23 protein-coding genes are annotated in these 26,818 nt (G+C 32.3%); 9 read left to right on the top strand and 14 right to left on the bottom strand.

The genetic code is table 11. The features are described from left to right. The first annotated feature begins 12 nt into the window (after positions 1–12). Positions 13–603: a hypothetical protein gene (locus tag C8D80_RS06910; RefSeq protein WP_133608744.1), complete on the top strand. Its 591-nt coding sequence runs from the start codon at positions 13–15 to the stop codon at positions 601–603. Between the two features lie 341 nt (positions 604–944). Here C8D80_RS06910 and C8D80_RS06905 read toward each other — a convergent pair whose 3' ends face one another. From C8D80_RS06905 to panC, 6 genes are read right to left on the bottom strand one after another with little or no spacing between them, the layout of a single operon-like run. Next, the gene (locus C8D80_RS06905; RefSeq protein WP_133608742.1) at positions 945–1,271 is read right to left on the bottom strand and encodes a hypothetical protein; all 327 of its coding nucleotides are present in this window, start codon (positions 1,269–1,271) and stop codon (positions 945–947) included. Positions 1,272–1,273: 2 nt separating this feature from the next. Beyond that, positions 1,274–2,635, bottom strand: coding sequence for a DNA repair protein RadA (gene radA / locus C8D80_RS06900; protein ID WP_133608740.1), 1,362 nt, complete (start codon positions 2,633–2,635; stop codon positions 1,274–1,276). A gap of 6 nt (positions 2,636–2,641) precedes the next feature. Beyond that, on the bottom strand, positions 2,642–3,856 hold the full coding sequence (locus C8D80_RS06895) for an alpha/beta hydrolase (protein WP_133608738.1): 1,215 nt from the start codon (positions 3,854–3,856) through the stop codon (positions 2,642–2,644). A 40-nt stretch (positions 3,857–3,896) separates the two neighbouring features. Further along, positions 3,897–4,859, bottom strand: coding sequence for a lysylphosphatidylglycerol synthase transmembrane domain-containing protein (locus C8D80_RS06890; protein ID WP_133608736.1), 963 nt, complete (start codon positions 4,857–4,859; stop codon positions 3,897–3,899). 1 nt (position 4,860) lies between these two features. Next, on the bottom strand, positions 4,861–5,211 hold the full coding sequence (gene panD / locus C8D80_RS06885) for an aspartate 1-decarboxylase (RefSeq protein WP_133608734.1): 351 nt from the start codon (positions 5,209–5,211) through the stop codon (positions 4,861–4,863). A 13-nt stretch (positions 5,212–5,224) separates the two neighbouring features. Further along, positions 5,225–6,073 carry a pantoate--beta-alanine ligase gene (panC, locus tag C8D80_RS06880; RefSeq protein WP_133608732.1) on the bottom strand — a complete coding sequence of 283 codons (849 nt, stop codon included), beginning with the start codon at positions 6,071–6,073 and terminating at the stop codon, positions 5,225–5,227. 107 nt (positions 6,074–6,180) lie between these two features. Here panC and C8D80_RS06875 point away from each other — a divergent pair, with 107 nt between their 5' ends. The 5 genes from C8D80_RS06875 (at position 6,181) to C8D80_RS06855 (ending at position 12,583) form a co-directional block, all read left to right on the top strand. Then, positions 6,181–6,987, top strand: a complete 807-nt coding sequence (locus tag C8D80_RS06875) for a glycogen/starch synthase (protein ID WP_133608730.1) — start codon at positions 6,181–6,183, stop codon at positions 6,985–6,987. Positions 6,988–7,002: 15 nt separating this feature from the next. Beyond that, entirely contained in the window at positions 7,003–8,736 is a 1,734-nt protein-coding gene (locus tag C8D80_RS06870; protein WP_133608720.1) for a DUF4270 domain-containing protein, read from the top strand. 6 nt (positions 8,737–8,742) lie between these two features. Further along, complete coding sequence (gene glmS / locus C8D80_RS06865; RefSeq protein ID WP_133608718.1) at positions 8,743–10,590, top strand: glutamine--fructose-6-phosphate transaminase (isomerizing); 1,848 nt, start codon at positions 8,743–8,745, stop codon at positions 10,588–10,590. Positions 10,591–10,742: 152 nt separating this feature from the next. After that, a complete protein-coding gene (gene atpD, locus C8D80_RS06860; protein ID WP_133608716.1) occupies positions 10,743–12,254 on the top strand; it encodes a F0F1 ATP synthase subunit beta in 1,512 nt (503 codons plus the stop codon). 47 nt (positions 12,255–12,301) lie between these two features. Continuing rightward, positions 12,302–12,583, top strand: a complete 282-nt coding sequence (locus tag C8D80_RS06855; protein WP_026725933.1) for a F0F1 ATP synthase subunit epsilon — start codon at positions 12,302–12,304, stop codon at positions 12,581–12,583. 51 nt (positions 12,584–12,634) lie between these two features. Here C8D80_RS06855 and C8D80_RS06850 read toward each other — a convergent pair whose 3' ends face one another. After that, complete coding sequence (locus C8D80_RS06850; RefSeq protein WP_133608713.1) at positions 12,635–14,134, bottom strand: aminotransferase-like domain-containing protein; 1,500 nt, start codon at positions 14,132–14,134, stop codon at positions 12,635–12,637. Positions 14,135–14,202: 68 nt separating this feature from the next. On the opposite strand from C8D80_RS06850, the gene C8D80_RS06845 reads away from it, so the two are divergent. Further along, positions 14,203–16,017: a TonB-dependent receptor plug domain-containing protein gene (locus C8D80_RS06845; RefSeq protein WP_133608711.1), complete on the top strand. Its 1,815-nt coding sequence runs from the start codon at positions 14,203–14,205 to the stop codon at positions 16,015–16,017. Positions 16,018–16,155: 138 nt separating this feature from the next. Here the strand turns inward: C8D80_RS06845 and C8D80_RS06840 are convergent, their stop codons facing one another. The 3 genes from C8D80_RS06840 to aspS all read right to left on the bottom strand — a co-directional run bounded on the left by C8D80_RS06840 (position 16,156) and on the right by aspS (position 18,418). Then, the gene (locus C8D80_RS06840) at positions 16,156–16,356 is read right to left on the bottom strand and encodes a cold-shock protein (RefSeq protein ID WP_008255794.1); all 201 of its coding nucleotides are present in this window, start codon (positions 16,354–16,356) and stop codon (positions 16,156–16,158) included. An 84-nt stretch (positions 16,357–16,440) separates the two neighbouring features. Further along, a complete protein-coding gene (locus C8D80_RS06835; RefSeq protein ID WP_133608709.1) occupies positions 16,441–16,671 on the bottom strand; it encodes a hypothetical protein in 231 nt (76 codons plus the stop codon). Position 16,672: 1 nt separating this feature from the next. Further along, positions 16,673–18,418: an aspartate--tRNA ligase gene (aspS, locus tag C8D80_RS06830; RefSeq protein WP_133608707.1), complete on the bottom strand. Its 1,746-nt coding sequence runs from the start codon at positions 18,416–18,418 to the stop codon at positions 16,673–16,675. A 91-nt stretch (positions 18,419–18,509) separates the two neighbouring features. Here aspS and C8D80_RS06825 point away from each other — a divergent pair, with 91 nt between their 5' ends. Together C8D80_RS06825 and C8D80_RS06820 are read left to right on the top strand one after the other, a co-directional pair. Beyond that, the gene (locus C8D80_RS06825) at positions 18,510–19,517 is read left to right on the top strand and encodes a TlpA family protein disulfide reductase (RefSeq protein ID WP_133608705.1); all 1,008 of its coding nucleotides are present in this window, start codon (positions 18,510–18,512) and stop codon (positions 19,515–19,517) included. 163 nt (positions 19,518–19,680) lie between these two features. Next, positions 19,681–20,025: a toxin-antitoxin system YwqK family antitoxin gene (locus C8D80_RS06820; RefSeq protein WP_133608703.1), complete on the top strand. Its 345-nt coding sequence runs from the start codon at positions 19,681–19,683 to the stop codon at positions 20,023–20,025. 50 nt (positions 20,026–20,075) lie between these two features. Here C8D80_RS06820 and C8D80_RS06815 read toward each other — a convergent pair whose 3' ends face one another. Genes C8D80_RS06815 through C8D80_RS06800 form a run of 4 tightly spaced genes read right to left on the bottom strand, consistent with a single transcriptional unit; the run spans position 20,076 to position 26,698 of the window. Next, a complete protein-coding gene (locus C8D80_RS06815) occupies positions 20,076–23,549 on the bottom strand; it encodes an efflux RND transporter permease subunit (RefSeq protein WP_133608701.1) in 3,474 nt (1,157 codons plus the stop codon). Positions 23,550–23,568: 19 nt separating this feature from the next. Next, positions 23,569–24,732, bottom strand: coding sequence for an efflux RND transporter periplasmic adaptor subunit (locus C8D80_RS06810; RefSeq protein WP_133608699.1), 1,164 nt, complete (start codon positions 24,730–24,732; stop codon positions 23,569–23,571). A gap of 9 nt (positions 24,733–24,741) precedes the next feature. Further along, entirely contained in the window at positions 24,742–26,088 is a 1,347-nt protein-coding gene (locus C8D80_RS06805) for a TolC family protein (RefSeq protein WP_133608697.1), read from the bottom strand. 7 nt (positions 26,089–26,095) lie between these two features. Further along, on the bottom strand, positions 26,096–26,698 hold the full coding sequence (locus C8D80_RS06800) for a TetR/AcrR family transcriptional regulator (protein WP_133608695.1): 603 nt from the start codon (positions 26,696–26,698) through the stop codon (positions 26,096–26,098). Positions 26,699–26,818 lie beyond the last annotated feature (120 nt).

Raw genomic sequence — 26,818 nt, 5'->3', positions numbered from 1 at the left:
TTTTAAAATGCTATGAAATATCACGATAATACATCTTTTGCGTCTGATTCAATTGGAATTGATATCGATTTGAAAAAATTAAAGTTACTAATTCCAGAAATATTTAGCCCCATACAAGAAATCAAATATAAATTCAAGAAATGGGGTTTTTCAACCCATATTGAAGTTATTTCTGAGCATGTAAAATATGGAGATAGTCAAGGTGCAATAGTTGTAAAAACAAATCCATTGTTAATTGCAGCTTATAATGAAGATATTGATTGTATTGTCATGCTGGTATTTGAAGACAAAATTCAAAATAAATATAATTTTAAAATTCAAGATAGATTAGTTTGCGTTAATACATTTGCAGATATCTCCCAGTTACAATCTGATTTAATTCCAGGAAAAAATAACTCAGGAATGTGGACATTAGTTCATCCAATAATTGCAGACTTAGTTTCAAGTGATACAACTAAAATTGAAAAAAGGAAAAATGAAATTGGAGATAAAGGTTATGAATATATTTGGCAACTTGCCACAGATTATTTGAAATTAAAAAAAGGAGTGTCTAGAATTGGTAAACCTATATATTCTGATCAAGTTATTCCTCAATATTTTTAATGATTTATTGATGAATAATGTTGGATTTAAGGTGCTATTTCAAGTGATAAGGATAAAAATAAATTATGAATAATTACTTTTGGAAAGGATTACTGTTTTTAATAATTTCGATTCTGGGCTATGTATATCATAGATGGTGGAAAAGTGATAAAAAGGAGAAAGGCATAAAACTTTTTGGATATGACAAAACAGTTAGAATAGTTGATCACTGGGGATTTATTATTCTTACAGCATTGGGTGCTATCATATGTTTTTTTGCGGCATACAATGAATAATTGAAAAAATCCTAACGCTCAGATATTTCACCAAAAGATAACAACTTTAAACCTGACAGGTTTAATTTATCCTCTAAACAAATCATTAAAATCTCGTTTTTCTTTTAATTTCTTTAGTTTTTTCTTGTCTTGAATTGTGAAAGTTAGTAGCATGATGGCACAAATTACTACGTAAGAAAAAGCAACAACGCTATAACATAACGGATAATTGTAATCAAAATAATAGATTAAATTTTTAGCGTTTTTTGCTGTATATTCTGGAGCAATTAATGTTACTAAAATACCTATCACAATTAATCTTAGCCAATATTTTTTATAATAATTGGGACGGTTTTCTAATTCTTGAATTTGATAATCAAGACTTTTTAATCTGCGTTCTTTTAAATCACTCATAATTAACCAAACAATTCACTCACCACATCTTCAATTTTAGCTACTAAAACAATTTTGATTCCGGTGTTTTTTAATGAAATTTTATTGTGTTTGGAAACAAAAATGGTAGTAAAGCCTAATTTTTCGGCTTCTTGAATGCGTTGTTCAATGCGGTTAACGGGTCTAATTTCGCCTGAAAGGCCTACTTCTCCAGCAAAGCAAAAACCTTCAGCAATGGCAATGTCTTCGTTTGAGGATAAAATAGCAGCTACAACGGCTAAATCAATCGCGGTGTCTTCTACAGAAATTCCTCCCGTTACGTTTAAGAAAACGTCTTTTGTTCCTAATCTGAAACCCGCGCGTTTTTCTAAAACCGCTAAAATCATGTTTAATCGTTTGGCGTTATACCCTGTGGTGCTTCGTTGTGGCGTTCCATAAACTGCCGTACTAACTAAAGCTTGAATCTCTAGCATTAACGGACGCATGCCTTCTAAAGTAGTAGCAATTGCTGTTCCTGAAAGTTGCTCGTCTTTGTGTGAAATTAAAATTTCCGATGGATTGTCGACTTCACGTAAACCAGAACCTTGCATTTCGTAAATACCTAATTCGGCAGTAGAACCAAAACGATTTTTTAATGAACGTAAAATTCGATACACGTGATTTCTATCGCCTTCAAATTGTAAAACGGTATCCACCATGTGTTCCAAAATCTTTGGTCCGGCGATGGTTCCGTCTTTCGTAATGTGTCCGATTAATAAAACCGGCACATTCGATTCTTTGGCATATTTAATCAACTCCGCCGTACATTCTCTAATTTGAGAAATACTTCCCGCAGACGATTCGATATAATCGGTATGTAAAGTTTGAATTGAATCGATAATGACAATATCGGGTTCAATTTCTAAAATTTGACGGAAGATATTTTGGGTTTTGGTTTCGGTTAAAATGTAGCAATTATCACCATTTGAGGTAATACGTTCAGCACGCATTTTAATCTGTTTTTGGCTTTCTTCTCCCGAAACGTAAAGTGTTTTATAAGGTAATTTTAAAGCAATTTGCAATAGCAATGTACTTTTTCCAATTCCTGGTTCACCACCTAACAAAGTTAAGGAACCCGGAACCAATCCGCCACCCAAAACCCGATTCAACTCGTTATCTGTTGTGTTCAATCGGATTTCTTGTGCGGTATCTATTTCTTTAATTAGTAAAGGTTTAGTTGCGGCTTTAGAAGTAGCACTCGTGGTTTTCCAAGCTACTTTTTCTTCTTTTTGAACCAATTCTTCTACAATGGTATTCCATTCTTTGCAAGCGTTACATTGTCCTTGCCATTTTGAATATTGGGTGCCACAATTTTGGCAAAAGAAAGCCGTTTTTACTTTACTCATTTTGTTTTATTCCTTTTTCTCTGTTGGTTCTTCTGTAGGAGTTTCTGCAGGAACTTCTGCTGGAGCTTCTTCAGTTGGTTTGTCTGGTTTTCCTTTTAAAGCTTCTGCTCGGTTTAACATGAAATCTTTAGTTATTTCACGAATTGGTTCTTGAGTAAATGCTCTTTGGTATGTTTTAATAGCTCTTTTGTAATTACCCGTTTTTTCGTAATACAACGCTTCGTGATACGTTCCTAGAGTAGTTTTTGGGTAATGTTTGTTAGCGTAATCACTTAAAGTCAATAAGTCATTATAGCCTTTGTTTTTCATGATTGCCGCTTCGATGGCTTTAAAATCTGATAATCTTGGTTTCATTTTAAAACCGAAACGTTTTTCTAATTCGTCGTATTTCGCAACTAAATAATCAGTATAACCTGCATCTAATTTTAAAATTTTATCTTGAAATTCCACCATTGAAATCGGTTGGTAACCATCAAAAATAAAATAGATAGCATTTGGAATGGCTTTAGCAACTAATGAATAATGAGAAGCGCCTTTAAAAGCATCGTTTTGATATTTAAAAGTAGCATTTGGAATTGCTTTAATATTTGCGTCTAATTCCGCAGCTTTTTCGTTGATTTCTTTTAAATCACCTTCGCCTGTAGCTTGATAATAGAAAAGTGGTTTGGTCATTTTTGACAAACGCTCTGCTACGCGTTTTTCCATTTCTGGAGCCATTTCTGGAGCTAACGAAATATAGGCGTTGAAAATTGGGTTGTCTTTGTATAAATAGAAATTCAAGAAACCAGCAGTTGTATCATGACCAGCAACCATTCTAAAAGGAATAGTGCGGTATTTTTTATCTACATAAGGATATAATTCTTGTCCAATGAATTCAAAAAAGTTTGCTCCAGAACCTGATGGAAATCCGGCTTCGTCAAATTCGCTATCAGCAAATCGAGTTTCACCATAGTTTTGATTTACTGCGATGATGATCATTTCAGGTAAATCGTCCCAATAAGCACCATATTTTAAAATACCTTCAAAAGGGTCCAGCAAATATTCGCCATCTAAAATTAATAAAGTTGGATAACTTTTTTCAGGACTAGTAGCGTATGATGCAGGAGTTACAACCGTAAAAGTTCGTGTACCTAATTTTTTAGATTCGATGGTTTCTGGTGTACGTTGTGCAAATATACATGACGATACCAGTAAAGCAAAAAGGAAAAGTTTGGTTTTCATTTTAAATAGTTTGGTTAAAATAGATTAGCAATTTACTAATTTATTTTTTATTTAAAATAGGTAAAAGTAAATAAGATAATAATCCCAAGAAAATGGTTAAAAGTGTTTGTGAAACCCAGATTAAATAACCAAAGGCGGTTCCAATTCCTTCAGAAATACCGTATAAACTTAAAATTGAAGCTACAGCTAAAGGATAAGCACCTAAGCCACCATTCGTAAATCCAACAGCTAGTGTGCCAAAAATAAATCCCATAACTACAACATCAAAACTTATATCAGCTGTTTCAGGTAAAGCAAAAATGGTTACATAAAACATCGCTAAGTAAGAAAACCAAATAAAGAATGAATGAAAAATGTATTTCCATTTGTCTTTCATTTTTAAGATACTTTGCATGCCTTCAATTAATCCCGAAAGTTTTTGTTTTAGTTTTAAAATAATTTTCCACTCGGCATAAATCCAAACTAAAACAAAAATGACAAATACAACAAATACTAAAATTCCAGCCCAAATTAAAGTCTCAAATTTTACTCCATTATTTACTAGGTATTGGTAAATAGTCTCAAATTGTGATATAAATCCAATGGTAACAAAAAGTAAAAAAATCAACATATCTACAATTCGTTCGGCAACTATGGTTCCAAAACCTTTGTCAAATGGTACGTCTTCGTATTTTTTCAACAGCATTGCTCTTGATACTTCACCAGAGCGAGGAATAGTTAAATTAATCAAATAAGATACACAAACTGTCATTAAATCATTGTGAAATTTAGTTTGATAACCTAAATGTTGTAAAGCAAATTTCCAGCGATAGGCTCTTGACCAAAATCCAAAAAGGGCAATAAAAAGTGACAGAAAAATATAAAAATAATCAGCTTTTATAAAACTGATTTTAATTTTTTCTAATTCTTCTGTTGTAAGTGTGGTGTATTGATAATAGATAATGCCTAACCCAATAAAAAGTGGGATAGTAAGGCTTAAAAATTTTCTAATACTAGCTTTCAAACTAGGTTAAAGAATTATCTTTCTCGTTAGGGAAAACTAAAGTAGGTTTGAACTTTTTAGCTTCTTCAAAGTCCATAATTCCGTAAGAAATAATAATGATAATATCTCCTCGGTGTACTTTACGAGCTGCAGGTCCGTTCAAAGTGATTTCACCTGTGTTTCTAGGTCCTTTGATGGCATACGTTTCTAATCGCTCTCCATTATTAATGTTAACGATTTGTACTTTTTCACCTTCAATAATATTAGAAGCCTCCAAAAGAGCTTCGTCGATGGTGATACTTCCTATATAATTCAAATCGGCACCCGTTACGGTTACTCTATGAATTTTTGATTTTACTACTTGAATTTGCATGATGCAAAGGTAATTAATTTAGTGAAATATTATCAATTAATCTGATATTCTCAATGAAAATGGCGATAAATCCGCGATATTTTTTTTCAGATTCTTTTTCAGAAACAGGTAAAAGTGTTGCTTCATCGGCGATTTCAAAATATTCTAATTCAAATTCTGGATGTTTTTTGAATTCGTTTTCTACAAATTTTATCGTTTGTTCTGCTGAATTCGTTTGAAAAATTTCTTTTGCCGAATTTAGTATTTGATAAATAATAGCTGCTTTTTCTCTTGCAGATTCTGAAAGGCGTTCATTTCTTGAACTCATGGCTAATCCGTTTGCTTCTCTATGAATTGGGCAACCAATAACATCAACCGGAATGTTGTATTTTGAAACTAATTTCTTTACAATTTGAAGTTGTTGAAAATCTTTTTCTCCGAAGTATGCTTTGTTTGGTTGAACAATTTCGAAAAGACGTTTTACAATGGTTCCCACACCGTCAAAATGTCCTGGACGGTGTTTGCCTTCCATTTGATTTTCTAAACCATCGTAATTAAAACTTTCAGAAATAGTGTTTCCTTCGTAGATATCGGCCACTTCAGGCGCATAAACGATGATGTTATTGCTTAAATCTTGCATGATTTGCACATCGCGTTCTAAAGTTCTTGGGTATTTATCTAAATCTTCGGCGTTGTTAAATTGGGTAGGATTTACAAAAATACTCATCACCGTTACATCGTTTTCAGAAAGCGAATTTTTCAGTAACGACAAGTGTCCTTGATGCAGCGCTCCCATTGTAGGAACAAATCCAATGGATTTATTTTGTTTGATTAATGGGCTTAAAAAAGCACTTAAATCGGACTTTTTATTAAAAATGAGCATTTTCTACTTTGTTATTTCAGGTGCAAACTTACTATTTTAGTGGATAAATCCATAAAATTTTGTAATTTTGCAAGGTTTTTTAAAACAATAATTAACTAGAATACATTATGGAAGACAAGAGGATATTGTATGTATCATCTGAAGTGGTGCCTTATTTAGCTGAAAACGAAGTATCGTTACAATCGTATGAAATGCCAAAAATGATTAATGATTTGGGTGGACAAATACGAATTTTTATGCCTAGATATGGTAATATTAACGAGAGAAGACATCAATTGCATGAAGTTATCCGTTTATCAGGAATGAATTTGGTGGTGAATGATATGGATATGCCTCTAATTATTAAAGTAGCTTCAATTCCTAAAGAGCGAATTCAAGTATATTTTATCGATAACGACGAATATTTCAAAAGAAAAGCAACTTTTTCAGATGAAGAAGGTGTTTTATATCCAGATAACGACGAAAGAGCTATTTTCTTCGCAAAAGGAGTAGTAGAAACAGTTAAGAAATTAAATTGGGTTCCAGATGTAATTCATGTTCACGGTTGGATGGCAGCAATGTTGCCAGTTTACTTAAAACATTATTATAAAGATGAAGGTATTTTTGCTGAAACAAAAATCATTTCTTCGGTTTATGAGCAAGGATTTGATGGGGAGCTAGATAAAGAATTTATCAATAAAGTATTGTTTGATAACATTGGTAAAGAAGCTGTTTCAGATTTAGCATCACCAACCTACGAAAACTTAATGAAGGTTTCTATTATGCATTCCGATGCAGTAGTGGCAGGCTCTGAGACCTTGTCTCCAACTTTAACAAAATTTATAGAAAGTTCAAACAAACCTTTTTTACCTTTCGCCTCCAAAGACACAATTAAAGAAGTGTATACTTCGTTTATCAAAAATCACGTATTATAAAAGGGTTCTACCATTATGAAAAAAAGTTTTTTAAAAATATCCTCTCTATTATTTCTATTTGTTCTACTAATTTCGTGCGATAAGGATTTTAATTCCTTAGATTCAGAAGTAATCGGCGATGATCATTTTGATTTAGAAAAATACGAAGTAGAAAATTTAATTGCTTATTCAAAAGCAACAGGTGCGGTTCAGACGAATAATTTGCCATTAAATGCGCTAGGTATTTACAATAATCCTGGTTTTGGTGTTACAAAAGCACATTTTGTAACACAAGTTGAGTTGGCTTCTGAAAATCCTTCTTTTGGATTTAATCCAGTGGTTGATTCTGTTTATTTATATGTTCCTTATTTTAGAACATTAAAGTCTACAGAAGACGATGGAGAAAGAATTTATGAGTTAGATTCTGTTTATGGTTATTCAGAAAGTGCAAAGTTCAGATTAAATGTTTTAGAAAATGGCTACTATCTTCGTGACTTTGATCCAAGTGAGAATTTACAAACCGCTCAAAAATATTATAGTAATGATAAAAATTTGATTGATCCTTTCAAAGGGACAGAGCTTTTAAATAATAGTTCTAATGTTTCTCAGAATAGTGAATTCTTTTTTAGTAATAAAGAGATACAGATTTATAAAACTAATGGAGCAGGTTTATATGTCGATGATCAAGGTGTTGTTCTTGGGAATCAAAGTGATTTGTCTGCAAGAGTTGTTAAGGAAAGAAGAGCTCCAGGTATGTGGCTAGATTTGAAAAGCAGTTTTTTTCAACAGAAAATTTTAAATGCAGCTTCAACTGCTAATTTGTTTAGTAATAATGCTTTTAAAAATTATTTTAGAGGATTGTTGTTTGAGGTTGAAGAAATTAATGCTGGTCAAGGCGCTTTAGCTATGTTGGATTTTTCTAATGCAGAGTTGAAGATATTATACAAAGCAGCTTCAACTGAAGTAAGTGTTGAAAATCCAACACCAGAAAGAACGAGAAGAGAGTTTTCTTTAAAAATGGGATATAGTGCGTCATCAAGTTTAAGAAATAATAGTATAAACTTTCTTGAACACACAAAAACACAATCTTATCAAGATGGTTTAAGTTTGTCTTCGGAGACTACAGGAGATGACAAATTGTTTCTAAAAGGAGGTGACGGTTCAATAGCTTTTATTGATCTTTTTGATGCTAATGAATTGCAAGCTTTAAGAAATAATGTGGCAACACAAAATTGGTTAGTTAATGATGCTCGTCTAACATTTTATGTGGATAAAACAGCTATGACAAATGTCCCAAAAACGAGTGAGCCAGAAAGAATTTATATTTATGATGCTACTAATAATTCAGTATTAGTTGATTATACATTTGATGGTTCATCAAGTGCTAATCCAAAAAACAGTAAAGTTGTTTTTGGAGGGATGATAGAAAGAGAAGCTACTGACCCTAAAAAAGGAATCAAATACACAATAAGATTAACAGAGCACATCAAAAGAATTTTGAAAGCAGATAGTAATGGTGAGTATCAAGACAATATCAAAATTGGCCTTTCTGTAACAGAGTCAATCAATCTTGCAGCTAGTGGAAACCTTAAAACTCCTTTTTCTACTAATGGAGTACAAATTACTAAAGTGCCATTATCTTCAATATTAAATCCATTGGGAACTGTTTTGCACGGACCTTTAAGTACTGCTACTTTTACAGATGAAAACGGAAATGTAATTCCGATGAAATTAAAATTAAATATTTATTTCACTAAACCTAATAACTAATAGTATATGTGTGGAATTGTAGGTTATATTGGTCATAGAGATGCTTATCCTGTTATTATTAAAGGATTACATCGTTTAGAATACAGAGGTTACGATAGTGCCGGTATTGTTTTATATGACGGAAAAGATTTAAAATTATCAAAAACCAAAGGAAAAGTTTCTGATTTAGAGGCAAAAGCTGAAAGTGAGAAAACAACTATTGGTAAAATAGGAATGGGTCACACACGTTGGGCAACTCATGGAGTTCCTAATGATGTAAATTCACATCCACATTTTTCAAATTCTGGAAAATTAGTGATTATTCATAATGGAATCATCGAAAATTATGAGCCATTAAAGCAAGAATTAATCAAAAGAGGTTATACGTTCAAGTCTGATACCGATACAGAAGTATTGGTAAATTTGATTGAAGATGTTAAGAAAAAAGAAAATTGTAAGCTTGGAAAAGCAGTTCAAATTGCATTAAATCAAGTTATAGGGGCTTACGCGATTGCGGTAATTGACATTGAAAAGCCAGATGAAATTATTGTTGCTCGTTTAGGAAGTCCATTGGCAATTGGAATTGGTGAAGATGAGTTTTTCATCGCATCTGATGCAACTCCTTTTATCGAATATACTTCAAATGCTATTTATTTAGAAGATGAAGAAATGGCAATTGTCCGTTTACACAAACCGTTAAAAGTTAGAAAAATTAAAGATGATTCATTGGTTGATCCTTATATTCAAGAACTTCAATTAAACTTGGAGCAAATTGAAAAAGGAGGTTATGATCATTTCATGATGAAAGAAATCTACGAACAACCAAGCGTAATCAAAGACACTTACAGAGGAAGACTTTTGGCAAACAAAGGAATTATCCAAATGTCAGGTGTTGAAGATAATTTAGAAAAATTCTTAAATGCAAAACGAATCCTTATAGTTGCTTGTGGAACTTCATGGCATGCAGGATTAGTTGCAGAATATATTATTGAAGAATTTTCAAGAATTCCGGTTGAAGTAGAATACGCATCAGAATTCAGATATAGAAATCCAATCATCAATAAAGATGATGTTGTCATCGCAATTTCACAATCAGGTGAAACAGCAGATACCTTAGCTGCAATCAAATTAGCTAAAGAAAACGGAGCTTTCGTGTTTGGAGTTTGTAATGTGGTAGGTTCTTCAATTTCTCGTGAAACTCATGCGGGTGCTTATACACACGCAGGACCAGAAATCGGAGTAGCTTCTACAAAAGCATTTACAACACAAATTACTATTCTTACTTTGCTAGCACTTCGCTTAGCGAAAGCTAAAGGAACAATGAATAATTCTGAGTACCAACGTTATTTGTTAGAATTGGAAATCATGCCGGAAAAAGTGCAAGAAGCTTTATTAACAAATGATGTTGCTAAACAAATTGCTGAAATTTATAAAGATGCAACCAATTGTTTATACTTAGGAAGAGGTTATAACTTCCCAGTTGCTTTAGAAGGTGCATTAAAACTAAAAGAAATTTCATATATCCACGCAGAAGGGTATCCGGCCGCAGAAATGAAGCACGGGCCAATTGCATTGATTGACGAACACATGCCAGTAATTGTAATTGCTCCTAACAAAGGGCATTACGATAAAGTGGTAAGTAATATTCAAGAAATAAAATCAAGAAGCGGAAAAATTATAGCTGTCGTGACTAAAGGAGATACGCAAGTAAAAGCTTTAGCAGATCATGTAATTGAAATTCCAGAAACAAACGAACCATTTACACCATTATTAACTACAATTCCGTTGCAATTATTATCGTACCACATTGCAGTTTTAAGAGGTTGTAATGTGGATCAACCTAGGAATTTAGCAAAATCCGTAACCGTAGAATAACATTTTAAAAGCGAAATTGGAAGATTTCGCTTTTTTATTGCAAAAAATTCAAAAAATAAATTGCAAAATTGTTTTAGAAAAAACTATCTTTGCACTCGGAAAAATACATCATTTTTTCAACATTAATTAGCTATTAAATAAATACATAAGCAATGTCTAGAATCACAGGAAAAGTTGCACAAATTATCGGGCCAGTTGTTGACGTCGTTTTTAATGACTCAAATAACGAATTACCTAAAATTTACGATTCATTAGAAATCACTAAAAAAGATGGTACTTTATTAGTACTTGAAGTTCAATCTCACATTGGTGAAAACACTGTTCGTACCATTTCTATGGACTCTACAGATGGTTTAGCAAGAGGTGTTGAAGTAGTTGCTACTGGTGCACCAATTCAAATGCCAATTGGAGCAGACGTTTTTGGTCGTTTATTTAATGTAATTGGTGATGCAATCGACGGTTTAGGAGATTTACCTAAAGCTGGTGCAAATGGTTTACCAATCCACAGAACAGCTCCAAAATTTGAAGACTTATCAACTTCTTCTGAAGTTTTATTTACAGGTATTAAAGTAATCGACCTTATTGAGCCTTATGCAAAAGGAGGGAAAATTGGATTATTTGGTGGTGCCGGAGTAGGTAAAACAGTATTAATTCAGGAGTTGATTAACAATATTGCAAAAGGACACGGTGGACTTTCAGTATTCGCAGGAGTAGGTGAAAGAACACGTGAAGGAAATGACTTACTTCGTGAGATGTTAGAGTCAGGAATTATTAAATATGGTGACGATTTCATGCACTCTATGGAAAATGGAGGATGGGATTTGTCTAAAGTAGATATGCCAGGAATGAGAGAGTCTAAAGCTACTTTCGTTTTCGGACAAATGAATGAGCCACCTGGAGCTCGTGCTCGTGTAGCACTTTCAGGATTATCTATCGCTGAATATTTCCGTGATGGAGCTGGATCTGACCAAGGTAAAGATGTATTATTCTTCGTTGATAATATCTTCCGTTTTACACAAGCAGGTTCTGAAGTATCGGCTTTATTAGGTCGTATGCCATCTGCAGTAGGTTACCAACCTACATTAGCAACTGAAATGGGTGCAATGCAAGAGCGTATTACTTCAACTAAAAAAGGATCTATTACATCTGTACAAGCGGTTTACGTACCTGCGGATGACTTAACTGACCCTGCACCAGCAACAACGTTTGCTCACTTAGATGCAACAACTGTATTGTCTCGTAAAATTGCTGAGTTAGGTATTTATCCAGCGGTAGATCCATTAGATTCTACTTCTCGTATCTTAACTCCAGAAATCTTAGGTGCTGAACATTATGACTGTGCTCAAAGAGTAAAAGAGATTCTTCAAAAATACAAACAATTACAAGATATCATCGCCATCTTAGGTATGGAAGAGTTATCTGAAGAAGATAAATTATCAGTATCTCGTGCACGTCGTGTACAACGTTTCTTATCTCAACCTTTCCACGTAGCGGAGCAATTTACAGGTATTCCTGGAGTATTGGTTGATATCAAAGAAACTATCAAAGGATTTAACATGATTATGGATGGTGAATTAGATCACTTACCAGAAGCAGCGTTCAACCTTAAAGGTACTATCGAAGAAGCTATCGAAGCTGGACAAAAAATGTTAGCAGAAGCATAATTTTTAATAGCTTAAAGCCTAAAGCTTAAAGCCTAAAGCATAAAAAAATGATTTTAGAAATAGTATCACCAGAAGCTACATTGTTTAAAGGAGAAGTTACTTCGGTAGCAGTTCCTGGAATTAACGGTGAGTTTCAAATGCTAAATAATCACGCACCTATTGTTTCTTTATTAGCAAAAGGAAATGTGAAAATCAATGCTCAAAACATTAAAATTGAAAAAGAATTTGTTTCTAAATTCAATAAAGTAAATGAGCAAACGTATTGGTTACCTATTAATTCAGGTACCATCGAAATGAATGAAAACAAGATTATTGTTTTAGCTGACTAAGACAATAGATTTATAGTAAAAAGTCCTGCAATTTGCAGGACTTTTTTTGTTTTATGACTTTGTGATTGTATCGTATGCTAATTTTAATTTACTTATCACAATTTCAATTTCTTCTTCATTCAAATGTCCAAAACCAAAACGGATGGCACACGTGTTTTTATCTTGATAAAGAATCGTTTTCGGTAGTAAGACATCTATTTTAGCTACTTCTTCAGAAAGTTGAATCAATGATATGGAAGGATTAAATTCAATCCAAATGGCTAATCCGCCTGAAGGCTTTTTAAATTGGATGGACCCGTTGAAATATCGCTTAAAACATTCGCAAGCATAATCTCTTCTTTGTTTATATATTATCGAATTTTTTTTCAATAAACGATGAATTTCACCTTCATAAATTAATTCAGAAAGTACTTGTTCTTGAATTAAATCGCCTTGTTTGTCTAGCATTTGTAAATAGTTTTTGGCTTCCGAAATCAAATTTTCTGGAGCGACCACAAATCCGGTTTGAAAGCTAGGAAATAATGATTGTCCTAACTTTCCAAGATAAATTACCATTCCATTTCCGTCTGAAACTGCCATTGGTAACATGGCTGAGCCATCGAGTTGAAAATCGTAATCAAAATCATCTTCAATTATGGCAAATTGGTATTTCTTGGCAAGTTGTAAAAGTTGTAATCTTCGCTCAGCAGACAAAGTATTTGTAGTTGGGTAATCGCGATTGGAACACACATAAACACAACGAATCTTGCCTTTTGTAAAATGTTTTTCAATGTAATTGATATCTAATCCATTTTCGTCAATTGGAATGGTTTTGATATTTGCTCCAGCTTCCTGAAAAATCATATTGGCATTATAGTTACTCAAATTACCAACCAATACTACATCTTTCTTGCGAATTAGAAGTTGCGAGATGATATACAAACTCATTTCGGTACTTCTTGTACTGATTAAGTTTGTAGGTTTGATATGAAATCCTCTGGTTGCATTTAAAAAATTGCACAATTGATTTTCAAATGTAGAATAGCTGTTTTTCGATGTATTGTTCCATTTTGAAATCAACGATTTCCGTTTCATTGATGTACCATACCATTTTGAAAATTCGTGAATAGGATGTAAACGTAAATCGGGTTGACCATCGTTTAAAACGTATTTTGTTTCCGAAAATTCTTGCGTTGAAGCCAAATGAAACGAAGTCTGAAAAGGGAATCCCGTAGTTTTAGGATAACTATATGCATCGTTTATTTTATTAGATCGCGCTTTTATGGAAGCTGTTTTTGGTTTTGGAACCAAGATAAAAGTGCCTTTATTTGGAATGATTTCAACCCAACCTTGTGAAGCTAGTTCGTCATAAACTGCAACTGCCGTATTTCTGTGAATGTTAAGTAATTGGCTGAAAACTCGTGTTCCAGGTAAAGCCATTCCTTCTTTTAGATAACCTCTTTGTATCGCATTTATAATTTGCTGCGAAATTTGAATATATACGGAAGTAGCACTTGATTTATCAAAGTGAATAAGCTCTTTCAATAACAAATTAACCGGACTATCTTTCATTTTAAAACTGGACTATTTTAATCGTCCGGAAAGTTACGACTTTTGCACCGTTTTAAAATAAACTTCAAATGAAAAATAAATACTTTTTATCTACCTTGCTTTTAAGTGCTTTACTCGGAAATGCACAAGAAACAGAATTAAAAACTGATTCTCTTAAAGAAGTTGTAGTTACTTCTTCTCGAATTGATTTACCTTTTAAAGAAAATTCAAGAACTATTCAAATTGTTACCGCTGAAGACATCAAAAAATTAGGTGTTACAAACGTTGCCGATGCTTTACAACAGGTTGCAGGAATTGATGTAAGACGTCAAGGTGTAAACGGAATGCAAGCCGATTTATACATTAGAGGTGGAGGTTTTGATCAAACTTTATTGCTTATTGACGGTATTAAAGTTGATGATCCACAAACTGGACATCATACTTTAAATTTAGCGTTACCAATTGAAGTGATTAAAAGAATTGAAGTAATTAAAGGACCTGCCGCACGTATTTTTGGACAAAATGCATTTACTGGAGCCATTAATATCGTAACTAATGACAATTTGGAGAACTCAATCATTGCTAAGATTCAAGGAGGTTCATTTGGTCAATTTATTGCTGAAGTTACGGGTGCTGTTAATTTGGAAGACAGCAATCATGTGATTCACTTTTCTAAGCAGTCTTCAGATGGTTATAGAAAAAACACTGATTTTGATAATACAAATTATGTATTGAGAAGTAAATTCAATAAATCTAAACTACCTATTAATTTAATTTCAGCTTTTTCTGAGAGAAAATTTGGAGCTCAAAATTTTTATGGTGTTACTAGGGATTTTGCACTTCCATATGAAGTTACGCAAGCAAGTTTAATAGGACTTTCCACCGAAGTAAAAAGGGGGAATTTTACTTTTAAACCAAGAGTTTATTGGAGAAGAAACCAAGACGAATATATTTTCATAAGAACAAATCCTTCAGTTTACAGAAATTTACATATCACAAATAAAATTGCTGGAGAATTTAATGGTTCTTACGAATCTAAAATAGGTATCACAGGTTTTGGTCTTGAATTTTCAAAATATATGATTCAAAGTAATAACTTAGGAGATGCCGAAAGAGAAATTGCTACTTTATTTTTAGAACATCGTTTTGAATTGTTTGATAAAGTAGTAGATATTACTCCAGGTGTTGCGGTTTCTTATTTTTCTGATTTTGACAATAGAGCTTTTCCAGGTGTTGATTTAGGGGTGAAATTATCGGATAGAATTCGACTTTACAGTAACGTTGGATATACATATAGAGTTCCTACTTATACCGATTTAAATTATAGTGATTTAGAAACTCAAGGGAATCCAAATTTAGAAGCAGAAAGAGCCTTTGCTCAAGAATTAGGGTTCAAATATCATGCAATTAAAGTTGATTTTAATGTGGCCTTTTTTAATAGAAATACAGAAAATTTCATCGATTACAGAAGAGCAACTCCAGCCGATTTATGGAGACCAGTTAATATTGATGTTGAGACAAAAGGTTTCGAATCCTCGTTAAAGTATAATTTTTCATTAGGTAAAATTAAAAATCAGCTAAACTTAGGCTACACTTACATTGATGACAATATCAATACAGATTTGATTTCAAAAAACGGTATAAATTCTATGCGTCATCAAGTTGTTTTTAATTATGATATTCAATTGTTTAAAGGTTTTAGTCAAAACATTTCATACCGATATGCTGAGAGAACCTCAAGAATTTCTTATAATGTTTATGATTTGAATACAACATTCAGAACTAAAAATGTTGAAATTAATATGTTAATTCAAAATATTTTCAATACAGAGTATTTTGAAAATACATTTGTTCCTATGCCAAAAGGAAATATTTTATTTGGAATGAAATATTTGTTTAAATAGAAGGTTAGTTGAGAATTAAAAAGGACTACAAAAATGTAGTCCTTTTTTTATTGAAGTATTTCTTTCAGCTATTTGCATAAAAAAAGTCCCGATTAATCGGGACTTTGTTCTTTCTAGGTAATCAAAAAATAATATATATTAGTCTTCGATAACTACTACTTGAGCAGCTACTTTACCTTTTCTTCCTTCTTCTTCTTCGTAGCTAACTGCATCACCTTCATTAAGAGATTCAACTCTCATTCCGCTTGCGTGTACGAAAATGTCTTTTCCTGTTTCATCATCTGTAATAAAACCGTAACCTTTTGATTCATTGAAGAATTTAACTTTGCCTGTGCGCATTTTTGTAATATAAAAAAATTAATAATACTTCAAAGATATACTTATTTACGACACGAACAAGAAAAAGTTAAAAATATTTCAAAATTACTGATTATCAGTGTCTTCTTTTTTCTTTGAACTTAAGTTTAGCATTCTTTCTCTCGTTTCTTTGTTCTTAAATCTCGAATATAAAAACAATGGCATTAAAACGAAAGCTACTAATAAAATTCCAATTCCAATCCATTTATCGCCATTTAAGCCGTTGTTTTTTTGAAAATATCCAAAAGAAATAAGGCAAGCAATGGTTACGATAAGACCAATTAGAATCTTTTTCATGTTATCTTAATTTAATATGTAATTCTTGTAATTGTGCTTCATCAATTGTAGATGGCGCATCAATCATTACATCTCTTCCTGAATTATTTTTAGGGAAAGCAATAAAGTCACGAATCGTTTCTTGTCCGCCTAAAATAGAAACCAATCTATCCAATCCAAAAGCTAAACCTCCGTGTGGTGGCGCTCCAAATTCAAAGGCATTCATTAAAAATCCAAACTGAGATAAAGCTTCTTCTTTGCTAAATCCTAACAAATCAAACATTCTACTTTGTAATTCTCTGTCATGAATACGAATAGAACCTCCACCAATTTCGTTTCCATTTAATACCATATCATAAGCATTAGCGCGAACTTTTCCAGGTTCGGTTTCAATTAATGCCATGTCTTCTGGTTTTGGAGAAGTAAAAGGGTGGTGCATTGCGTGGTATCTTCCGCTTTCTTCGTCCCATTCTAATAATGGGAAATCTACTACCCATAATGGCGCAAATTCGTCAGATTTTCTCAAACCTAAACGAGTAGCCACTTCCATACGAAGAGCTGATAATTGTGTTCTTGTCTTATCAGCTTTTCCTGATAATACTAAAATTAAATCACCTGGTTTTGCATTGGTAATTTCTGCCCATTTTTTCAAATCTTCTTGATCGTAGAATTTATCTACAGACGATTTGAAAGTTCCATCTTCTTCACATTTTACATATACCATTCCTAATGCTCCAACTTGAGGGCGTTTTACCCAATCAATTAAAGCATCAATTTCTTTTCTGGTATAATTTGCACAACCTGGCGCAGCGATTCCTACAACTAATTCTGCTGAATTGAATACTGGAAAATCTTTATGTTGTGCTACAGCGTTTAACTCACCAAATTTCATTTCAAAACGAATATCTGGTTTGTCATTACCGTAGGTTTTCATTGCGTAATCGTAAGTAATTCTTGGGAATTTATCTACTTCAATTCCTTTGATTTCTTTTAGTAAATGACGCGTTAAGCCTTCGAACATATCTAAAATATCTTCTTGCTCCACGAATGCCATTTCGCAGTCGATTTGTGTAAATTCTGGTTGACGGTCAGCACGTAAATCTTCGTCACGGAAACATTTCACAATTTGGAAATATTTATCCATTCCACCTACCATCAATAATTGTTTGAATGTTTGTGGCGATTGTGGAAGTGCATAAAACTGCCCTTCATTCATTCTACTTGGCACTACGAAATCACGCGCGCCTTCTGGAGTAGATTTAATTAAATAAGGTGTTTCTACATCACAAAAACCTTGGTCAGAAAGATATTTTCTAACTTCCATCGATACTTTATGACGGAACAATAAATTATTTTTAACAGGATTTCTTCTAATATCTAAATAACGATATTTCATACGAATGTCTTCACCACCATCGGTTTCGTCTTCGATAGTAAATGGAGGCAATTGTGCTTCGTTTAAAATAGTTAATTCGGTAACTAAGATTTCAACATCACCAGTTGCCATATTTGGGTTTTTAGAAACGCGCTCAATTACAGTTCCTTTGATTTGAATAACAAATTCTCTTCCTAAAGATTTTGCTTTTTCAATCACTGCTTTATCGGTTCTTTGTTCATCAAAGATTAATTGCGTGATACCATAACGGTCACGTAAATCAACCCAAATCATAAATCCTTTATCTCTCGATTTTTGAACCCAACCTGCAAGGGTAACTTCTGTATTGATGTGTGAAGCGTTTAATTCGCCACAGTTATGACTTCTGTACATTTCTTGAAATTTTTTGCAAATGTAGTAACAAATATTAATTTTATTCGTTTAATTTTAATAGATTTGATTCAATAAATAACACTTTTAAAACATGAAAAAAGCATTCATTTTGTTTTTTGCCGCAATTCTTTCAGGATTTGCTCAAAATACTACTAATACGGTTTCTTTAAACGTAAAAATTGCGAATAGATTTTCGGATACGATTACTATTTCTTCAGGAAGATCTTTCAAACAAAAAGTTGGGATTAATAAAAAAGGTGAGTTTCAAACCACTTTTGAAGCTTCAAAAGATGGGGGATTATACCGTTTAAATGATGGTAACGAAGGAACTACTATGTTTTTGAAAAATGGTTACGATCTAAAGTTGACATTAGATACTAAAGATTTTGATGAAACTATTGTTTACAAGGGCAATGGTGCTAATGAAAATAACTATTTAGCTAAGAAAGCATTGTCTGATGAAAAGTTTGAGATGGAGTTAGAAGCTTTATTTGATGCTGACGAAGCTACTTTTAAAGACGCATTGGCTAAAAAGAAAGCGAATGATATTAGCATGATTGATGGGAAAGGTTTTGATGAAACTTTGGTAAAAATGGTGAAGTCTACTTTTGATGGAGAAGAAGAATTTTTGTTAGATTATTACAAACAAAAGGTAGCAGCTAAGAAAATGGAAGGCATTGTTTCTCCATCATTTGATTATGAAAATCATAAAGGAGGAAAAACCAAGTTAGAAGATTTAAGAGGAAAATATGTATATATTGATGTTTGGGCTACTTGGTGTGGACCTTGTTTAGCTGAGATTCCTCATTTAAAGAAAGTAGAAGCAAAATATCACGGAAAGAATATCGAGTTTGTGAGTATTTCTGTTGATACAGAAAAGGATTATGAGAAATGGAAAAAAATGGTAGTTACTAAAGAATTGGGTGGAATTCAATTATTTGCTGATAAAAACTGGACTTCTGATTTTGTAAAAGCTTTTGGAATTAATTCAATTCCAAGATTCATATTAATTGATCCAAATGGAAATGTAGTTAAGGCAGATGCACCAAGACCTTCTTCTACATCATTAATTGAATTATTAGATGGTTTGGTGAAATAACAACCTCTATTTTTATATCCTATTTAAAGCCAATACATTACGTATTGGCTTTTTTAATGTTAAATTTTTATCCAATGTTACCAAATTGTTAAGTAAAAGTTTTTTTATTGTAAAATAAATTTTATATTTGTTTCTGTAATGTTAACCTAAAAAAGAAAAGACTATGAAAAAATTAGTGATTGCAGCAGTTTTATTGGTTTCAAGTTTGTCATTTGCACAAGAAGTAAAACCAAAATTAGAAGTGGTTGACCAAATGGTAAAAGCAACATATTATTACGATAACGGACAAGTAAAACAAGAAGGTTATTACTTAGACGGAAAATTACATGGAAAATGGATGGCTTATAACGAAGATGGTAGTAAACAATCTATTGGAGAATATAATAAAGGCGCTAAAACTGGAAAATGGTTTTTCTGGAGTGACTCTTCATTAAGCGAAGTTGATTTTTCTGATAGTAGAATTGCTGAAGTAAAAAAATGGTCAAAAGATGTTTTAGTTAAAAACTAATTCAATTTAAAGTATAAAAAAAGTCCCGATTTAATCGGGACTTTTTTGTTTTATACTGATGGTAAGATTTCAGTGTCTTTGTTTTTTCGGTTTTTAATTTTGATTTTCATTCTGTTTAATAAGAAGAACATCACAGGAACAATAATCAACGTAAGGAATGTTGCAAATATTAATCCGTAAATAACCGTTTTAGCTAAAGGTCCCCAGAAAATCACGTTGTCTCCACCCATATAAATATTAGGGTTGTAGTTGATGAATAATCCGAAGAAGTCGATATTTAAACCAATTGCTAATGGAATTAAACCTAAAACCGTTGTAATAGCCGTTAACAATACTGGGCGTAATCTTGAACGACCACCTTCAACAATAGCATCAAAATAATCTTGTTTACTTAAGATTGATCCTTCTTCTAAACCTAATTCGGCTACTTTTCGGTCTAATAATAATTGGGTGTAATCTATTAATACAATTCCATTGTTTACTACAATTCCGGCAAGAGAAATAATTCCCATCATGGTCATAATAATTACGAAATCGTCTCTAAAAATTACTAATCCCAAGAATACACCAATAAAACTTAAGATTACGGTAAACATAATAATAGCTGGTTTTGAAATCGAATTAAACTGAGCCACCATTACTAAAATAATTCCTCCCATAGCAATTAACAAAGCTTTAAATAAGAATGAAGAGTTTTTTTCTTGTTCTTCTTGTTCACCTGTAAAAGCGAAATTAGTGTCTTTTGGCATTTTATAGGTTGCCATTTCTTTTTTCAAAGCGCCTACAATTTCATTCGCATTATAACCTTCCAATACATTTGAATATACTGTAATTACTCGTTTTAAGTTTTTACGTTTGATGGTATTGAATGATGATGTGTTTGTTTTTTCTACTAATGCAGCAATTGGAACTTGTTGTAATCTTCCAGTAGCTTGATCTCTAAATGTGATTGGCTGATTGAAAATAGCACTGTTATCATTTTTCAAATCTTCATTAAAACGCACATTTATTTCATAATCATCTTTGTCTTCTTTATAGGTGGAAATCTTTTCTCCGTATACCGAACGACGTAATGTTTGTCCTACTTGAGCTGTTGAAACACCTAATTGTCCAGCTACTTTTCTATCAACAATTACTTCTAAACCAGGTTTTGATTTATTAACATCTAGTTTTAATTCTTCAATTCCGGCAATGTTTTTTGAGTTGATAAAATCTTTTACTTTTTCAGCTTCAATTAACATGTCATTATAATTTTCACCTGAAATTTCAACATTGATCGGATAACCTGAAGGCGGTCCGTTTTGATCTTTTTCAACAATTATAGAAACACCAGGATAACCTTTAACAGCTGCTCGAATTTCATTCATTAAATCGCTACTTTCAACTCCTTTTCTAAACTTGAATTCACGCATTGATAAAGTAATTTTTCCTCTGTGTGGCATTTCGTTTTGTGAACCACCATCGGTTTGAGGATTTCCAGCACCTTCACCAACTTGTGCTACGCCAGATTCAACCATAAAGTTGAAATTTTCTTCATCGGTATATTTATTGGCTACAGCATATACTTTTTTCTCAACTTCTTTAGTAAAAGCATTTGTTTTAGCAATATCAGTTCCTTCTGGGAATTCAATATACGTTATAATTTGGTTAGGCTGATTTTCAGGAAAGAACAACACTTTTGGTTGAGCAATCCCCACTAAAATAAATGAGAAAACTAAAAGTCCAATGGTTCCAAATAAAAAATAATAAGGTCTTTTCCCGCTCAAAACATAAATCAGCGATTCTTTATAAAAGTTTTCAAGTTTTACTAATGAAACTTCCATAAAATACTTTTGAGCTCTTGACAAATAATATTTGTAAACCCAAAGCATTACGGAAAAGAAAACCATTAAATTTCCAATTCCTTTTAAACCATCTGTGCTGGTTGAAAAACCAAGAATTACTAAAATTATTCCTATTCCTCCTACAATGCTACTCAAACGAATTAATGTTTTTTGAGACATTTCTTTCTCTTCCAATTGCATAAATTCGGCATTAATAAGTGCATTGATAACTAATGCAACAAACAATGATGAAAACAATACAACAGAAAGTGTCATAGGGAAATATATCATGAATTTACCCATAGTTCCCGGCCATAATCCTAATGGGAAAAAGGCAGCTAAAGTGGTTGCAGTTGATGCAATAATAGGCCATGCAATTTCTCCAACACCTTCAATAGCAGCTTGCTTACGGCTTAAGCCTTGACTCATTAACGAATGTACGTTTTCTACTACTACAATTCCGTTATCAACTAGCATTCCGAGTCCCATTACTAAGGCAAATAATACCATCGTATTTAAAGTTACTCCAAATGAAGCTAAAATAATGTACGACATAAACATAGAAAGCGGAATGGCAAAACCTACGAAAAGCGCACTTCTAAATCCTAAGAAAAACATCAAAACACCTACTACAAGTAATACTCCAAAAATGATGTTGTTTACTAAATCATCTACTTGGTTAATGGTTCTTGAAGATTGATCATTTGCCATAGAAATTTTTAAATTCGAAGGAAAGTAGTTGTCTTGTGCTTCTTTAACAATTTTCTTGATGCTTTCAGTTGCCTCAATCATGTTTTTACCACTACGTTTCTTAATATCAAGCATAACAACGGCATTGCCATATTCTCTGGCATGTGTTGTAGCTTCTTTAGGTTGAAACTTAATGGTTGCAATATCTTTAAGATACACCACGCCATCTTGTTTTTTAACCACAACGTCTTCCAATTCGGCAGGATTTTCAATTTCTCCTACCACTCGAATGTTTTTCTTGATGCCGTTATTGACTACATTTCCACCAGAAATAGTTGTGTTTTCTCTTGAAACAGCTCCGATAATATCATCAAAACTGACTTGAGCTGCCGTCATTTTGTAAATATCTACTGCGATTTCCACTTCTTTTTCTTGCGCACCACGAATAGCTGCTTCTTTAATTTGTGGTAATCTTTCGATTTTATCTTCTAAATATTCTGCATAATCTTTTAATTTATCTAAAGGTAAATCTCCCGATAAATTAATATTTAATATAGGTTGTTCTTCTGCAATGTTTAAATCGAAAACGTTTGGTTCTACCTTTTCGCCTCCTGGCATTGTTGGCCAATCGGTTTCAGATTTTACTAAATCTACTTTGTCTTTTACTTTTTGTTTGGCTGCATCAACCGAGATATCTTCATCAAACTCCACTAAAATCATAGAATAATCTTGAAGTGTGTTTGAGGTAATTTTAGTTACACCAGATATATTGTTAAACTCTTCTTCTAAAGGTTTAGTGATTAATTTTTCAACATCTTCAGCGGCATTTCCTGGATTGATAGAACTAACGTAAATTTTAGTTTCAATAATTTCAGGGAAATCTTCACGAGGCATTGAATAGTAGGAAATTAATCCGCCTATCAAGATAATAGCTGTAATTACATACACGGTCATTTTATTGTTAATCGCCCATGTTGAAATTCCGAAGCTTTTGGTTATTTTATTACTCATACCAATATTTTTTTAGTACTTATTTTTTAATAATTTCAACAACATCACCATTTTGAACGCTTCTTGCGCCTTCAATAATGATTTGTTCCCCTTTGTTTAATCCAGATTTTACTTCAATATTTGCTCCAGAAGTTAAACCTACTACGATGGTTTTTTTGATTGCTTTTGGTTCTTTCCCAGAGGTGTCAACTGTATAAATAATTTTTTCGCCAACTGCATTTTCAGTAACAATACTTTCTGGAACTAAAATAGCATTCGGTTTTTTGTAGTCTTCGATTTTTAATACAGCTACTTGATTTGGACGTAATAAATTATCTGAGTTTGGAACAGCTACTTCAATACTAAAGTTTCTATTGTTTGGATTGATGTAATTTCCAATTTGTCTCACTTTTCCTTTATATATTTTACCAGTAGATTTTACTTCAACATCTACGATAGCTCCATTTTTAATTTTCCCAATGAAACTTTCAGGAACATTTGCAGAAACGTACATGTCGGATAAATTTACAATACGCATTAATTGTTGACCTGGACCAACAACCTGACCTTTTTCAGTAATTACTTCGTCAATAACACCACTAAATGGTGCTTTCACAATTGTTTTTCCAAGTTGCGCTCTCATTTGGGCAACTGCTTTCATTTGAGCTTCGTAATTTGTTTTTGCTTGTAAAAATTGAATTTCTGAACCAATTTTTTTATCCCAAAGATTTTTTTGTCTTTCAAATGTAGTTTTTGCCAATGTAGCTTGTGTTTCCATTTGTGCCAATTGATTGCTTAAACCACCATCGTCAATTCGGGCTAAAATTTGTCCTTTATTTACTTTTTGACCTGATTTTACATACACTTGAGATAAAACTCCCGAATATTCTGGGTAAATAATAAGGTTTTGTTTGGTATCAACATTTCCTTGAATGTCAATGTAATGCGTAAAAATTGTATCGTTAACAATTGCAGTTGTAACTAAAGCTGATTTTTTTAGTGTGTCTAATTCGGCAATAGCCAAATCAAGTTTTGCTAATTCAGCAGCAATAGCATCATATTGTTTCTGAATTTCTGCTCTTGATGCTTTAATAGTTGCTAAATCTTTTGATTCAATCGCTTTATCAACAGATGCAGTTTTTGAATCACCTCCACAAGAAGTAATTAGTAAACCTAATAAACTGATGTATAGTATTTTTTTCATTGTGCGTTTTTATTTTTTATTGGTTAGTTTGTCTAAAGTTGCTTTTTTGTTCATAACATCAATCATAGCTTGTAAATAATCTTGTTGCGCTGTGTATAATTGACGTTGAGCTTCTGTAAATTCAAAGCTTGTAGAAAGTCCTTCTTTGAATTTTATTTGTTGTTTGCCTTCGATTCTTTCGGCTAATTTTAAATTACTTTTTGAGGCTGAATATTGCTCAATACTGTATTCGTAATCGGTTTTAGCTTGTTGAAATTGAAGTTTTAAACGTTGCTCTGTTTCAGTAAGTTGTGTTTTTGCTTGTTCAAAAGCAATTTTTGCTTGTTGGGTTCTGGCTCTATCTCTAAAACTACTAAATATTGGCAAACTAACATTTACACCAAAATTTGAATAATTGTACCATTTTTGTTGTGTTGAAATAATATCAAATTCATTAGAAAAAGTATTGGCACCATAGTTCAGTTGCGCGCCAATTGTTGGCAATGCTCTAAAACGTTCTAATTTTAACAACAAACGTTTCGATTCTTCGTTATTTTTTTGAATTTTAAAATCTACTGAATTTTGAGAATTAAATTCTTCCGCAAGCACAGCTAAATCAACATTTTTAAGTGCTAAATCGTCTAATTTTTCTGTAAGAGTAACATCATTATTGATGTCGATTCCCATAGAAATTTTTAGAAGATTCAATGCAATTTCAGCTCTTTTTTGTGCATTTGATAAAGAACTTTTCAATTGTGTTAACGTAATTTGAAGTTGCTCGACGTTTTCTTCCTCGGTTAAACCGTTTTTAAAAGTTTCGCTAGTTTCAAATAATGTTTTTTCTAAGGTGGTTTTGTTTTTTTCTAAGATTAAAACACTTTCTTTTGCTAACAGCACATTTCCGTATGCATTCGTAACCATTTCTTTTATTTCTAAATCGGTTTTTTCTTTTGCATTTTGTGAAATTTGCAAATACACTTTAGCCGATTGTAATCCTACAATATATGAACCATCAAAAATTAATTGGTTTAATGTTGCAGAAGCATTTGCACTGTGTTTAGTTCCAAAGGCAATAGTTGAAATTTCATTTGGATCGCCTCCAGGATTGAAAGCATTTCCAGAAACCCCTTGTACTTGAAAGTCAAGATTGTTTAAATATTGTAAGTTACTACTAATTTGTGGAAGTCCAGAAGCAGTTGTTTCCCATTTTTTTTGCTTGGCAGCTTCAATATCACGTTTTGCATTAATTGAAGTATAGTTGTTTTCAATAGCATGATCAATTGCTTGTTGCAATGTAAAGCTATAGGTTTCTTTTTTATCTTGTGCGTTCAAGAATACAGAAACGAACAAAAGGGTTAGTAATAGTTTTTGTTTCATATGGTGGTTAATGATTAAGTATTTGTGTTTCTAATTGTTTTTCAAGTTCTACTATTCCAGCTAATGATGCCATTGCTCTAATGTGGTATTCTAAAGCTTTTAATTCTAATTCTTGAGCATCTTTTTCAAGCATTGTGTTTTCGTTTATATTGAATATTAAAGTGTAATAAAACTTGACATAATTTTCAATATCTAAATCTTTTCGGTACAAACCTTCGTTGATTCCTTTTATGATATTGTCTCGAAAACATTCCTCACAAACACTAACTTGCATGCTCAGAACTTTCTCGTAAATTTCTGGATAATGCTTTTTTAACTGATAAATAGGAGAAGATTCTGCTGATTTGAACATTTCTTTAAACATTCTTCTGATTTCGAAATTTTCTTCAATTGCGTTAAAATTCTGTGCTACGATTGTGTTAATTGTTTCATGAATTTCTTTGTGCACCATTTGAACACTTTCTTCTATTAGTATATCTTTATTAGAAAAGTATTTATAAATTGTTTTTTTTGAAATACACATTTCGCAAGCAATATCATCCATAGTAATGCTTTTGAAACCCAGTCTCAAAAACATTTCTTTTGCTTTATTTATAATTTTATCTTTCATATTTACAGTAAAATCTCTTTTTTGGATTTTATCTTCGGGTACAAATGTATAATGGAAACTTTTAACACCAAAATAGTTTCCATTGTTTTTGCATAAATTTAACATTTGATATATTCGTGT

It is taken from the genome of Flavobacterium cheniae (assembly GCF_004363695.1).
GTDB classification, from domain to species: Bacteria; Bacteroidota; Bacteroidia; order Flavobacteriales; family Flavobacteriaceae; genus Flavobacterium; species Flavobacterium cheniae.
This window is presented reverse-complemented; position numbering and strand designations above follow the sequence as displayed.